16 protein-coding genes are annotated in these 12,031 nt (G+C 39.2%); 6 read left to right on the top strand and 10 right to left on the bottom strand.

Annotation, left to right across the window (positions count from 1 at the left end):
* The coding region (locus ATE34_RS06740; RefSeq protein ID WP_142357483.1) for a Spy0128 family protein at window positions 1-2,659 on the bottom strand (2,659 nt) is incomplete at its 3' end.
* Window positions 2,660-3,219: 560 nt separating this feature from the next.
* On the opposite strand from ATE34_RS06740, the gene ATE34_RS06745 reads away from it, so the two are divergent.
* A complete protein-coding gene (locus ATE34_RS06745; protein WP_001284748.1) occupies window positions 3,220-3,777 on the top strand; it encodes a TetR/AcrR family transcriptional regulator in 558 nt (185 codons plus the stop codon).
* Between the two features lie 33 nt (window positions 3,778-3,810).
* Here the strand turns inward: ATE34_RS06745 and ATE34_RS06750 are convergent, their stop codons facing one another.
* Window positions 3,811-4,029: a YdbC family protein gene (locus ATE34_RS06750; RefSeq protein ID WP_000807427.1), complete on the bottom strand. Its 219-nt coding sequence runs from the start codon at window positions 4,027-4,029 to the stop codon at window positions 3,811-3,813.
* Between the two features lie 97 nt (window positions 4,030-4,126).
* Between ATE34_RS06750 and ATE34_RS06755 the strand changes: the two genes are divergently transcribed.
* Entirely contained in the window at window positions 4,127-4,447 is a 321-nt protein-coding gene (locus ATE34_RS06755) for a hypothetical protein (RefSeq protein WP_001248070.1), read from the top strand.
* A 27-nt stretch (window positions 4,448-4,474) separates the two neighbouring features.
* On the opposite strand, the gene ATE34_RS06760 is transcribed toward ATE34_RS06755, so the two are convergent.
* The 6 genes from ATE34_RS06760 to rpsP form a co-directional block, all read right to left on the bottom strand.
* The gene (locus ATE34_RS06760) at window positions 4,475-4,813 is read right to left on the bottom strand and encodes an ATP cone domain-containing protein (protein WP_001196045.1); all 339 of its coding nucleotides are present in this window, start codon (window positions 4,811-4,813) and stop codon (window positions 4,475-4,477) included.
* An 11-nt stretch (window positions 4,814-4,824) separates the two neighbouring features.
* Window positions 4,825-5,544, bottom strand: a complete 720-nt coding sequence (gene trmD, locus ATE34_RS06765; protein WP_000686930.1) for a tRNA (guanosine(37)-N1)-methyltransferase TrmD — start codon at window positions 5,542-5,544, stop codon at window positions 4,825-4,827.
* The gene (gene rimM, locus ATE34_RS06770; RefSeq protein ID WP_084911411.1) at window positions 5,534-6,052 is read right to left on the bottom strand and encodes a ribosome maturation factor RimM; all 519 of its coding nucleotides are present in this window, start codon (window positions 6,050-6,052) and stop codon (window positions 5,534-5,536) included. Before rimM ends, trmD begins: the two co-directional genes overlap by 11 nt.
* A 79-nt stretch (window positions 6,053-6,131) precedes the next feature.
* Window positions 6,132-6,461 carry a MazG nucleotide pyrophosphohydrolase domain-containing protein gene (locus tag ATE34_RS06775; protein WP_061599279.1) on the bottom strand — a complete coding sequence of 110 codons (330 nt, stop codon included), beginning with the start codon at window positions 6,459-6,461 and terminating at the stop codon, window positions 6,132-6,134.
* A 43-nt stretch (window positions 6,462-6,504) separates the two neighbouring features.
* A complete protein-coding gene (kphA, locus tag ATE34_RS06780; protein ID WP_000379619.1) occupies window positions 6,505-6,744 on the bottom strand; it encodes an RNA-binding protein KphA in 240 nt (79 codons plus the stop codon).
* A 19-nt stretch (window positions 6,745-6,763) separates the two neighbouring features.
* Window positions 6,764-7,036: a 30S ribosomal protein S16 gene (gene rpsP, locus ATE34_RS06785; protein WP_000268760.1), complete on the bottom strand. Its 273-nt coding sequence runs from the start codon at window positions 7,034-7,036 to the stop codon at window positions 6,764-6,766.
* A 694-nt stretch (window positions 7,037-7,730) separates the two neighbouring features.
* On the opposite strand from rpsP, the gene ATE34_RS06790 reads away from it, so the two are divergent.
* The 4 genes from ATE34_RS06790 to ATE34_RS06800 all read left to right on the top strand — a co-directional run bounded on the left by ATE34_RS06790 (window position 7,731) and on the right by ATE34_RS06800 (window position 9,952).
* On the top strand, window positions 7,731-8,327 hold the full coding sequence (locus ATE34_RS06790; protein ID WP_061599234.1) for a hypothetical protein: 597 nt from the start codon (window positions 7,731-7,733) through the stop codon (window positions 8,325-8,327).
* Window positions 8,328-8,329: 2 nt separating this feature from the next.
* Window positions 8,330-8,554, top strand: coding sequence for a helix-turn-helix transcriptional regulator (locus tag ATE34_RS06795; RefSeq protein WP_000159796.1), 225 nt, complete (start codon window positions 8,330-8,332; stop codon window positions 8,552-8,554).
* Between the two features lie 324 nt (window positions 8,555-8,878).
* Entirely contained in the window at window positions 8,879-9,040 is a 162-nt protein-coding gene (locus ATE34_RS10985; protein WP_142357484.1) for a hypothetical protein, read from the top strand.
* A 108-nt stretch (window positions 9,041-9,148) separates the two neighbouring features.
* Window positions 9,149-9,952 (top strand): peptidylprolyl isomerase, encoded by an 804-nt coding sequence (locus ATE34_RS06800; RefSeq protein WP_084911412.1) that lies wholly within the window; start codon window positions 9,149-9,151, stop codon window positions 9,950-9,952.
* Window positions 9,953-10,007: 55 nt separating this feature from the next.
* On the opposite strand, the gene ATE34_RS06805 is transcribed toward ATE34_RS06800, so the two are convergent.
* Together ATE34_RS06805 and ATE34_RS06810 are read right to left on the bottom strand one after the other, a co-directional pair.
* A complete protein-coding gene (locus tag ATE34_RS06805) occupies window positions 10,008-11,549 on the bottom strand; it encodes an ABC-F family ATP-binding cassette domain-containing protein (protein ID WP_084911413.1) in 1,542 nt (513 codons plus the stop codon).
* Window position 11,550: 1 nt separating this feature from the next.
* The gene (locus tag ATE34_RS06810) at window positions 11,551-12,030 is read right to left on the bottom strand and encodes a VanZ family protein (RefSeq protein WP_061599237.1); all 480 of its coding nucleotides are present in this window, start codon (window positions 12,028-12,030) and stop codon (window positions 11,551-11,553) included.
* Window position 12,031 lies beyond the last annotated feature (1 nt).

Raw genomic sequence — 12,031 nt, forward strand, 5'->3', positions numbered from 1 at the left:
CAGCTGCATCATTTGTTGTTGTTTGAATTGGAGCTGTACCATTTTTCTCAAACAAGGCAAACTCGAATTCACCACCTTGAAGCTGAATTGGCTTATCAGTATTCTTATTGATGAATGATTTGGTTGCCGAAACAGGAGCTTTCACATTAGCAGGCTTATAAGTATTGACGAATGTTTGAATTCCGGCATCTGTAATGGTGTTGATGGCACCAGAGATTGGTGGTACAAGATTAGAACCAGGTGCTGAAGTTGAAAATTCAGCTGCTGGAAGTGCTACTTGAGAAATTTCTAATTTCTCAACCCAAGCAACCAGCTGACCTCTTCCATTATCATAGACGTGTACAATTACAGGAACTGTTCTATTATCATAGGTGATACCATTTTCAGTTTCACCTGCTTTTGCTTCCACAATGGTGTACTGATAATGTCCTTCTTTTGTAAATTTAATAGGCTTGAAGACTACGCGACCAGTTCCATCAGCATTAGTACCTTTATTCTTGATTCTTTGAACTTCTTTTCCATCATTATCTTTCAAGATAAATTCAAATTCTTCGTCTTGAAGCTCTGTTGGACGACCTTCCAATTTTTTCTTAGCTTCAATTACAGCCTCAGCTGGTTCAGTGCTATACGTATTTGTAACAGTCAAATCAGCTGTTTGTGCTGGAGTATAACCATCTATCGTATCTACGATGAGATTGCCTTCTTCATCGACTTCCATCACACTATAAGTGTACTTCACACCGTGCTCATCTGTCGCAGGGAGGTCTGTCCATTCTATAGTTCCATCTGTTTTGGGAACTTCTTTTTGGGCAACACCAACTACTTCTTCAATCGCTCCACCTTCTGGCGTACGATAGAGTTTGAAGTAGACAGTTGGACGAACATGTTCCTGACCACCAACCCAGACTTTCTTAGCCGTCACGTTTGTTTTTGGAACTTCGTAAGTATTGGTTACTTGAGTCTTGTCTGCATTGTAAGATACAAGATAGTTGTTCTCTCCTGCTTTGACTTTCTCTCCTTCTTTCAGAGGAAGGTTTGTCTGATCTTCAAGTTCTCGAACAGAATAAACTAGCTTGCTTCCATCAACATCACGTTCAGGAAGTTGATTTTTCCACTTATAAGTGTAGACACCGTTAGACACGGTTACTTCAGGAGTATAGTTCCCTGAGACAGGTTTTGCATCTGCAACAGTTTGTCCTTCTTTGTGCACATACAAACCGAGTTTGACTTCTTTGTAGTCAATTGCTTTTCCGTTTACCCAAGTCTTAGTCGCTTCGAAATCAGTTGTCTTGCGTTTGTTAGAGATATTGAGGGGAACACCTTTTCCACCTTTCATCTCAACTGTAAATTCTTGACTGTTCACCTGATAGCCTGGTTTCGGAGTCTTTTCTTTAACGATATACTCACCATCATTAAGATGATCTGAAACGGCAATCCCGTCCGCATCAGTTGTTACTTCCTGAACTTTAACCCTGTCACTTTTTCGTAGGATTTCAAAGACAACGCCTGCCAACTTAACATCTGCATCAGCTTCGTCGAATTTAGTGATTTTGATCTTTCCAGCAATATCAGCAGTAATAGTTGCACCTACGGACTTAACAGTTTTAATAGTTATATCGTGCGAAGTTTTTGTATTGATTGAGTCTCCCCGTTGTTTCCAAATTAATTGAGGTTCGTTATCTCGCAAGTACTGAATGGAGTTTTTTACCTCTGATTCATCTGCTGGCGAGGTCGTGAGATATCTTAGGTAAAAACTCTTTGTCCCCATATTGGTCGGCATAAGCAATTCAAATCCACGTTTACCATTGACAAAAGTCAGCAAGGCCGTGTTGTCTGAATCCTTTTTATACTCCTCAGGATCCATTGTTATTTTATACTCTTTAATTCTACTCTTCATAGTAGCATAGTTGGTATCTGTCGTCTCGTACACTACTTCAGATAGTTCAAAGCTTTTCTCAATATAAGACGCAAAGGCTCCTAAGCCGATATTATCTGTAATCTTAATAGTGTGGTTCCCCATATCTGTCTTAGAACGGTTAATCCGCACATTCCATATAATTTTAGATGCTTTCAGATCATTCTGAGGTTGTTTATAAATCAATTCGCCTGTATGGGGGTGCTTAGGATACACTTTCACCTCAAATTCGATTTCTTGCGTCGTGCCTCCTGGCAGAGTGTAGGTGACCTTCTTAGTCACTCCTTCAACTGTTTGTTTTGCATTCGCAGTAAAGCTCCCACGGATATGTTGTTTCCCCTGAACTGCTTCATTGAAAGTAAAGACAAGACGATGATTGGCTTTTTCTACCTGAACCGTCCCCATCTTCGTATTTGAATTTGAATCAATTAGATCCAAGGTTCTATCTTCCAAATCCAAATTTTCAGGGGCCTTTACGATAAAGTAATCTCCAGGCTTAATCACGTTCGCCTGTACACCGGGGAATGAGAAGTCGCCCGAGTATTTTAGTTCAACAGTTTTTGTGCTTGGACCGATAATAATGTGTGAAGCACTCCCGGTTTCAGCTACGGTAATCTTCAAATTCTTGAAATCGGCTTTATCGGTAACATCAGTTGCAGCATGAGCTTCACCTGTCGGGAAGAACATCAGCAATAGCAAAAGAGGGAATACTAGAAAACCTAGTACTTTCTTTAGTTTATCCATAAAAAATCCTTTCTATTTGATTAAATTTAATTGAGAAGTATGTCACATCTGTTCAGTAGGTAACACCCCTTTCAATTGCATGATTTGTTACACGATAACATACTTGTAACACTTGCTTTGAAAAACAATTACACTATTATAGTATTTCGAAATATTTATTCAATTCAATCTTTAGCAGGAGTATCGTTACTCTTGGTCAGATGGAAATATAGCAAAATATCATCCATAGCTATTATACTACATATCGTTGAATATTTTTATTAAAATCTTTTTATCTATCAAGTTGTTTATTTACACAATGTCAACTTTTTGATATATTATTTCATGACACCATATAAAAAGTGACTATCCTAAGAATTGTCTGAAAATACTGATATAATAGGAGTTTGCAAATAGTACTAGCTCCCCGTAATAATCTGTTATTTATAATGAATCTATGATATAATAGTCTTATAAAGGCTTTCGAATAATCATCTATTCAGTTTATTTATGCTAAAAGGAAAACTTGGGGTAATACTAAATCTAGTATTTTTAATATTTATAGATAGGAAGGTAAAGCTATGGCAAATAAAACTAGAGAGTTAATCTTAGGTGCTTTTATCACTCTTGCAAGGAGAAACCCTCAGCGAACTTCTTTTACCATGACTGAGATTGCTGCAGAAGCTGGTATTTCCCGCCAAGCGATTTATCAAAAGCACTTTAATAACTTTGAAGATATTATCGATTATATCCACAAGGAGACTGATCAACAGATCTTTAATAATTTTAACAACTACTGTCCTGAAAGAGATGGCGATCCCATCACTTTCTTAGCGGACCACATTCTTCCTCTCATCTATGAAAAGCGAGAAGTCGTCGGTACCTTGTATACCACACAAGTCGACCCATGTTGGAAGGAGTTTCTGCGTGGAACATACTCTGAGTGGGTACTAAAGAATGTCAATTACCAACTGAAATATAATTTTAGTAAAGAAGACATCGCTTATATCATTACGACCATGGCGATTTCATTCATTGAAGTGTGGATTCGTAAAGATAATCCAATACCACCTGAAGAGTATAGAGAGACTTTCATTCAATTGTCTAAGACTTCTCTTTGTGACTATATTGTGTCCTAAAAAAAGAATCTTGAGTTCCACTCAAGATTCTTTTTATTGTCCACCTTTAAAGGCATCCACCATTACCTGAAATTCTTCATTTGTAAGAGTAATTCCCTTGCCCATTTTAGTATGATCTGGGCTCCAAGCGCGAATGTCAAACTTTGCAGGGGCTCCATTAAAGCTGACGCGATTGATTTCCTTGGTCCATCCTTTTTCATTTTCAGACAGGGTCAGTAAGTGTTCTTCGATTTCAAATGTAAATTCTGCCATTTTGTTCTCCTTTTAAGTTTTCATTAGATTATTCGAAAAATCTTGTAGTTTTTAGAAAAATTTTATATAATGTGGATATGTAAGGAGGGAGGATTCTATGAGACAGGCATTCCAACTAGTTCTAGATAAACTACATAGTTTTCTCAATGGGAATGATGATCATCCTCAAATCGAGGACAACTCCCTCACTGCTATGATTGAACAAGCCATCCAGAAAAAGACGGCTGTTCATGTGATACTTGCAGAAACAAGTTTTACGGGTGATATTATCAAACACGACGCCAATCGCCAACAAATTATCGTCAAGAATTTTTCAAAAAACGTGACTCGAATCATTCGTATCAGTGATATTAAACGGCTTCGTTTTGTTCCCTCAACCGTACAACAAGCTCAGAAAAGTCTATTTAAGAAAGAGTGAGATGTTCATTGCATCCCACTCTTTTTCTTAACGGATTTGTTCAAAATGAAGATGAACGGCGATATGGTCGCCATAACCACTTCTCTCCAAATCGCGTTGCAAGCGATAAGAGATATAGTGCTCTGCAATGGTAATGTAGCCAGCTCCAAGTAAGCGGTGCTCAACCATTGACTGGATCATGCTGATAGTCGCACGTTCCACTTTTGCTTCTTCCAAGTCCAAAACGACTTTTTTAGTAACTTGTGCAAGGTTTTGACGCAAATCATCTGTCAAAACATAAACGGTTTGAGCTGCTTTTAGGACAGCTTGGTAAATTTTATCTGGATCAAATTCAGCAATTTCTCCATTACGTTTGATTACTTGCATAAGGTTCTCCTTTATTCTTTGTTTTCTTTGATTTCAGCCAGCATTTTTTCTTCTTCGGCTGTTAGTTGATAGTTTTCTAGCAAGTCAGGTCTGCGCTCGTAGGTTTTCTTTAGGCTCTCATACAGTCGCCACTGACGAATCTTTTCATGGTGTCCACTCATGAGCACATCTGGAACCACCATGCCACGATAGTCATAAGGACGTGTGTACTGAGGATATTCGAGGAGTCCCGAAGAAAAACTGTCATCTTGGTGGCTAGACTCCTTGCCAATCACTTCAGGAATCAGGCGAACGGTCGCATCGATCATGGTCATGGCCGCCAATTCTCCTCCAGTCAAGACATAGTCTCCTAGGGAAATCTCATCGGTTACCAGGGTCTTGATGCGCTCGTCATACCCTTCATAGTGACCGCAGATAAAGATCAGTTCATCTTCCTGAGCCAAATCTTCAGCATAAGCCTGGTCAAACTGTTTCCCAGCAGGATCAAGAAGAATGACGCGGGGATTTTTCTTTTCAATGGCATCAAAGGCATCGAAAATGGGTTGAGCACGGAGCAACATCCCCTGACCGCCTCCGTAAGGTTCATCGTCAACATGACGAGCCTTTTCAGCGTATTCTCTGAAATTATGATACTGGATATCCAAGAGCCCTTTTTCTCGAGCCTTTCCAACGATCGAGTGTTCCAACGGAGAAAACATCTCTGGAAAGAGGGTTAAAATATCAATCTTCATCGTCTAACCCTTCTAAGATTTCCACTTCGACCCGCTTGTTTGGAATATCAACATTGAGAACTACTGGCGGAAGGTAAGGTAAAAGCAAATCTCGCTTACCTTTTCGTTTGACCACCCAGACATCATTGGCACCTGGTTGCAGGATTTCCTTGATAGTTCCTATCAAGTTATCTCCCTCGTAAACATCCAAACCGATAATCTCGTGATAATAGAATTCACCATCATCTAAATCGTTTAAATCTTCCTCAGCGACCTTGAGACTATAACCCTTGTACTTTTCAATTGCATTGATATGGTACATGTCTTTGAATTTGATAATGTCAAAATTCTTATGCTTACGGTGGCTAGCGATAATCACTGTTTGAACAAACTGATCTTTTTCATCAAATAAAGCCAGCTCTGCTCCTTTTTTAAACCGTTCTTCTGCAAAATCCGTCACAGACAAGACTCGCATCTCACCCTGCAAACCTTGTGTATTAACGATTTTCCCAACATTAAAGTAGTTCATCTTGTCTCCTGTATTTGTTTCTATCCTTTATTTTATCATGTTACAAGGATTTTCACAAGTTGAAGAACAGTGACTGCAATTAGCTTTGAGCGTCTAAAAACTTTTCTAAATCACGTTCATGTTGGTACTTAATGGCAGCCTTCTTATCTTTGTCAAAGATGGCTTTGGTTAGATCAATATCGTTGATGGCCGCAATTGCGACGGTATAATGAATGATATCAGCCAGTTCTTTGGCTAGTTCCTCATTTGAGTCCTGGACACCCTCTTTTCGACCAGAGCGCCCATTCAAGACCTCTGCTACCTCTCCGACTTCCTCCACTAGCTTGATAAAGAGGCCTTCCTCAGTTCGAGATTGCTGGTAATGTTCGAGTAAATAATCTTGTAATTGTCTAAACGTTAAATCTTTCATCTTCTGCTTTCCACAAAAAAGCGAGACATCTGTCCCGCTTTTTTTATTTTTCATTGATAACGATTCTTACTTTTTTGTCTTCAGTTGGGACAGAGTAGACAATCGTTCTTATCGCTGAGATAGTGCGACCCTTACGACCGATAACACGACCGACATCGCTTTGGTCAAGATCCAAGTGATACTCCAAAAACTCTGGTGTGTCTTCAATCTTGATAGTTAAGGCATCAGGTTGTGAAATCAAAGGTTTCACAATCGCAATAATGAGATTTTCAATCGTATCCATCTGTCAACCTACTTTAAACTTATTTTGAGAATTTAGAATCGTGGAATTTTTTCAATACGCCTTCTTTTGAAAGGATGTTGCGAACTGTATCTGAAGGTTGAGCTCCATCAGCCAACCATGCAAGAACGCGGTCTTCTTTCAAAGTTACTTGGTTTTCAGCAACAAGTGGGTTGTAAGTTCCAACTGTTTCGATGAAACGTCCGTCACGTGGTGAACGTGAGTCTGCTACGTTGATACGGTAGAAAGGTTTTTTCTTAGAACCCATACGAGTCAAACGGATTTTAACTGCCATTTTTTAATGTCTCTTTTCTTATTTTTTATTTCGGTGAAATAGCTGAGCTATTTAGCACATGTTCTATTATAGCAGATTTTTGACAGGTGTCAAGAAAAAAACTTGACAGACTTTGAAATTTTTAAACCATTTAGAAATTTGTTATATTTTTAAAGAAAAATCAGAAGGAGAATGTCATAAATACTATTTTAGAAACATTTTATAAAGACCATCAAGTCAAACCCTTCATCTCTCCTGAACGTGATTTGGATGCTTGGCTCCTAAATTCCAAGCCTGTTCCCAAGCGAAATATCAAGGATTTTAAGAACGATATCTACTAATTAATTTATAAAATATGAATTAATAGATTCTAAATAGGGGAATAATTTAGTTCTGTAAAAATTAACTTCTACACCTACAAAGCTTATTCTGACAGACTTTATAACAGTCTAAGAAAAAAAGTAGAGATTCATACAGTATCTAGATTTTTCAAAAATTCTTAATCTTCAAATATTATTAACGAAACTATCCAAACCAAATCCGATGCATTACTTCAAAGAATTCTTTAGTTGTTTGACTAGCGAAGGCTTTCATTAAAAAATTTTTTCAAATAATTGCACCTTGGCACATAAATTCTTGATTTCTAAATTTAAGTGTGATATATTTATAACATAAAGATTGTTAAATATTTCTAACATAAGGAAAGGAGTCTATCATGAAAAAAAGTCAAAAAACGGGTGGCCTCATTACAATGATTTCCGCAGCTCTCTTTATTGATTTTACTGTTTTATTTGGTTCTAATCTTAGTTGGGGACCCAAGTTAGTTATTGCTGGTATTTCAGTGTTAGGTCAGATTGTAGCTATTTGGGGCTGGCTACATATGAAACCATGGCCTCATAAGAGTCAGAAAGGTAAAGGAAAGACTATTTTTGACTTGTCTGCTAAGCTTTACACGATACTTTTGTTTGCAGCAAGCATTTTTTATACAGTAGGGATTTGGGTTGCGACCCCAAGCGAAAGTTCTGATATTAAAGAATGGATTTTGGGAATTGGCCTCGTTATTGAAGTGATTGTATTTGGTTTTTTCTGTTTGAAAAATGTCAAGGAAACTCCGGACGAACGCTTTTATGCTAATTTAGCCAAGGCAGCTAGCTTGATGTTTGTTTTTATACTAGGCGCACTGATGATCCTAGCAGTTATCATTGGGTATATGGGGTCTCTCACTCTTTACATGGGCCAGATCTTTATTAGCATAGCTGTCTTGATTTGCATCTTTGCGGTTGTCTATCTTATCTTAGAACGGATAGGATAAGCATGACCAAAGAAAGCAAGATTATTACTAATCTCAAATCTGTTCGTGAGTCCACAGGCATGACCCAGCAGGAGTTAGCCGACCTCATTGGCATGCGACGCGAGACAATTCTGCACTTGGAAAATAATCGTTACAATCCTTCGCTGGAAATGGCTCTTAAAATTGCTCAAGTTTTTAATCTGAAAGTAGAAGACCTCTTTGAACTCAGACAGAAAGAGGAAGCATAATTCTTTTCGAGACCTAGTATTAAGTTCATTGATTAATTAGGAATTGAAGCCGAAAGAAAAAATCCGTTTAAAATGTGCTCTTTTAAAACATAGTAATTCTTTCGAATTAACGTTTACTAATTGTGATTCTTTACGAGCTTTCTTAAGAACTGGTTTTCTAAATACTTCAAGTAGACTTATAGCATTGATGCCCCAAAAAATTTAGAAATACCTGTTGAAAAAGGCTATGCTCTTGTCGAAACTGTCTTTGACTCGCTTGATCATCTAATACCACTATGAAAGAGAATATCCTCAAAAGTAAGGAGAGTTACAGTACTTTCTAAGATGAAGGCCCCAGATTTGGATCAATTCCTTCGTGACAACTTTTCAGGAGAAGAATTAGCAAGTTACTTTTCAATTCGTGGTTACAAATTGACTCCAAAGGGAGAGCAGATACTGGAACAGTACCAGGACATTATCGACCGTCATCCAAAGAAAAATCTCTAAGCAAGCGACTTTCTGGTCGGCTTCCTCTTAAACTACCTTGTCACTAATATTTGAAATCCCCTTCCTTTTAGGGTACAATGGTAGAAATGAATTCTTGAGAGGAAAACAATGAAAAAACTAGCAACCCTTCTTTTACTATCAACTGTTGCCCTTGCTGGATGTAGCAGTATCCAACGTGGTCTGCGTGGCGATGACTATGTTGACTCTAGTATCTCAGCTGAAGAAAGTTCTAAAGCAGCTGCTCAGGCTGCCAAAGATTTGAATGACGCTTTGACCAATGAAAATGCTAACTTCCCTCAACTTTCTAAGGAAGTTGCTGAAGATGAAGCTGAAGTCATTCTCCACACAAGTCAGGGTGATATACGCATCAAACTCTTTCCAAAACTAGCACCTCTAGCAGTTGAAAACTTCCTTACTCACGCTAAAGAAGGCTACTATAACGGCATCACTTTCCACCGTGTCATCGATGGCTTTATGGTCCAAACTGGAGATCCTAAGGGAGATGGTACAGGGGGCCAATCTATCTGGCATGATAAGGATAAAACAAAGGACAAGGGAACTGGTTTCAAAAATGAAATCTCTCCTTACCTATACAATATCCGAGGAGCCCTTGCTATGGCTAACACTGGTCAACCAAACACCAACGGTAGCCAGTTCTTCATCAACCAAAACTCAACAGATATTTCTGCTAAACTCCCTACAAGCAAGTATCCAAAGAAAATCATCGAAGCCTATAAAGAAGGTGGAAATCCTAGCCTAGACGGCAAACACCCTGTCTTTGGTCAAGTCATCGATGGCATGGACGTTGTTGACAAGATTGCCAAGGCTGAAAAAGATGAAAAAGACAAACCGACTTCTGCTATCACCATTGATAGTATCGAAGTAGTGAAGGATTACGATTTTAAATCCTAAATAACCTAAAAAATACAGTATCCGCATTCGATACTGTATTTCTTTTTCCTCATTTTTAAATTAGCTTGTTAAAGTCCCAAATTTGGTCCATCCAGCCTTCATAAAAGTCTGGTTCGTGGCAGACCATAAGGATAGATCCCTTGTATTCTTTGAGAGCACGTTTGAGTTCATCCTTGGCATCTACATCCAAATGGTTGGTCGGCTCGTCAAGTACTAAAACGTTGTTTTCACGGTTCATCAAGAGACAGAAACGCACCTTGGCTTGTTCCCCACCTGACAAGACCTGAATCTGACTTTCGATATGTTTAGTTGTCAAGCCACAACGAGCAAGGGCTGCACGAACTTCTGCTTGGTTAAGTGCAGGAAAGGCATTCCATACAGCCTCAAGAGGAGTTTGGCGATTTCCACCTTCTACTTCCTGTTCAAAGTAACCAAGTTCTAGGTAGTCACCGCGTTCGACTTCTCCAGCGATTGGTGGAATAATACCCAAGAGAGACTTCAAGAGAGTTGTTTTCCCGATACCATTTGCCCCGATAATGGCAACCTTTTGATTGCGTTCAAAGGTAAGATTTAAAGGTTTGGTCAGAGGACGGTCATAACCAATCTGCAAGTCCTTGGCTTGGAAGATAAAGCGCCCAGGTGTACGAGCTGGCTTGAAATCAAAGGATGGTTTTGGCTTCTCACTTTGCAGTTCGATGATGTCCATCTTGTCAAGTTTCTTTTGACGGGACATGGCCATATTACGCGTTGCGACGCGCGCTTTGTTTCGAGCGACAAATTCCTTGAGGTCCGCTATCTCTTTCTGCTGACGTTCGTAAGCCGCTTCCAACTGAGATTTCTTCATAGCATAGACTTCTTGGAACTGGTAGTAGTCACCAGAGTAACGCGTCAGCTGTTGATTTTCCACATGATAGACGATATTGATCACGTCGTTGAGGAAAGGAATATCATGCGAAATAAGGACAAAGGCATTCTCATAGTTTTGGAGATAACGCTTGAGCCAGTCAATGTGTTCAGCATCCAAGTAGTTGGTTGGCTCGTCAAGCAACAAAATATCTGGTTTTTCAAGGAGAAGTTTAGCCAAAAGGACCTTGGTTCTTTGTCCACCTGATAATGCTGTTACATCCGTATCCATGCCATAGTCCATGACACCGAGAGCACGCGCTACTTCATCAATCTTAGCATCCAAAGTATAGAAGTCACGACTCTCCAAACGGTCTTGGAGTTCGCCAACTTCTTCCATCAGCGCGTCGATATCTGCTCCGTCTTCCGCCATCTCCATATAGAGGTCATTGATACGTGCTTCTGCTTTAAATAGCTCATCAAAGGCTGTACGGAGCACATCACGAACAGTTTGACCTTCCTTTAGCACAGCGTGCTGGTCCAGATAGCCAGCAGTCACATATTTGGACCACTCCACCTTCCCTTCATCTGGCAACATCTTACCAGTCACGATGCTCATAAAGGTTGATTTTCCCTCACCATTAGCACCGACTAAACCGATGTGTTCACCCTTGAGGAGACGGAAAGACACATCTTCAAAAATTGCACGGTCACCAAAACCGTGACTCAGATTTTTAACTTCTAAAATACTCATTCTAATTCCTTATCTTGTTTTTATGCAATCCTTTATAGAGGAGCCAAGCCAGATAGCCTCCCAAGGTATTGGTCCACAAATCATCAATCTCAAAGACGCGATTAAAATCAAAGAAAAAGTCTAAAACCAGTTGCGTACACTCAATTCCTAGACTCAGTAAAAAACTGAGAAGGATGATTTTTTTAGTTTGCCGCAAGTTTGGACAGAGATAGATCAGTTGAAAGACTAGTGGGAAAAGCAAGAAAACATTTAAAATGTTCTGCAAAAAGATCCAAAGGACTTGTCCCAAACTGGTCACTTCACCTAGATTCCAAAGGGAGTTTAAAGGAGTTAAAAGAAAAACCAGGCGTCCAAAAGTTTGAATACCTGGAGTTTCCACTCCTGTAGGAAGTTGAAGTTGGGGAGTAAAACAAAAACAAATAATGCATAGACCGTAAACAGCCACTCCCAATCTTAAGATTAATTCTCTTTTTTTAGTCATT

It is taken from the genome of Streptococcus oralis subsp. tigurinus, from assembly GCF_002093545.1.
In the GTDB taxonomy this organism is placed as follows: Bacteria; Bacillota; Bacilli; order Lactobacillales; family Streptococcaceae; genus Streptococcus; species Streptococcus oralis_C.

What these genes read in the sequence shown, in the direction of transcription:
- ATE34_RS06805 (WP_084911413.1), bottom strand. Translation starts at nt 11,549, where the DNA reads ATGAGTATTTTAGAAGTTAAAAATCTGAGTCACGGTTTTGGTGACCGT.
- ATE34_RS06790 (WP_061599234.1), top strand. Translation starts at nt 7,731, where the DNA reads ATGAAAAAAAGTCAAAAAACGGGTGGCCTCATTACAATGATTTCCGCA.
- ATE34_RS10985 (WP_142357484.1), top strand. Translation starts at nt 8,879, where the DNA reads ATGAAGGCCCCAGATTTGGATCAATTCCTTCGTGACAACTTTTCAGGA.
- ATE34_RS06775 (WP_061599279.1), bottom strand. Translation starts at nt 6,461, where the DNA reads ATGAAAGATTTAACGTTTAGACAATTACAAGATTATTTACTCGAACAT.
- kphA (WP_000379619.1), bottom strand. Translation starts at nt 6,744, where the DNA reads ATGGATACGATTGAAAATCTCATTATTGCGATTGTGAAACCTTTGATT.
- ATE34_RS06755 (WP_001248070.1), top strand. Translation starts at nt 4,127, where the DNA reads ATGAGACAGGCATTCCAACTAGTTCTAGATAAACTACATAGTTTTCTC.
- trmD (WP_000686930.1), bottom strand. Translation starts at nt 5,544, where the DNA reads ATGAAGATTGATATTTTAACCCTCTTTCCAGAGATGTTTTCTCCGTTG.
- ATE34_RS06810 (WP_061599237.1), bottom strand. Translation starts at nt 12,030, where the DNA reads ATGACTAAAAAAAGAGAATTAATCTTAAGATTGGGAGTGGCTGTTTAC.
- ATE34_RS06800 (WP_084911412.1), top strand. Translation starts at nt 9,149, where the DNA reads ATGAAAAAACTAGCAACCCTTCTTTTACTATCAACTGTTGCCCTTGCT.
- rpsP (WP_000268760.1), bottom strand. Translation starts at nt 7,036, where the DNA reads ATGGCAGTTAAAATCCGTTTGACTCGTATGGGTTCTAAGAAAAAACCT.
- ATE34_RS06795 (WP_000159796.1), top strand. Translation starts at nt 8,330, where the DNA reads ATGACCAAAGAAAGCAAGATTATTACTAATCTCAAATCTGTTCGTGAG.
- ATE34_RS06750 (WP_000807427.1), bottom strand. Translation starts at nt 4,029, where the DNA reads ATGGCAGAATTTACATTTGAAATCGAAGAACACTTACTGACCCTGTCT.
- rimM (WP_084911411.1), bottom strand. Translation starts at nt 6,052, where the DNA reads ATGAACTACTTTAATGTTGGGAAAATCGTTAATACACAAGGTTTGCAG.
- ATE34_RS06760 (WP_001196045.1), bottom strand. Translation starts at nt 4,813, where the DNA reads ATGCAAGTAATCAAACGTAATGGAGAAATTGCTGAATTTGATCCAGAT.
- ATE34_RS06745 (WP_001284748.1), top strand. Translation starts at nt 3,220, where the DNA reads ATGGCAAATAAAACTAGAGAGTTAATCTTAGGTGCTTTTATCACTCTT.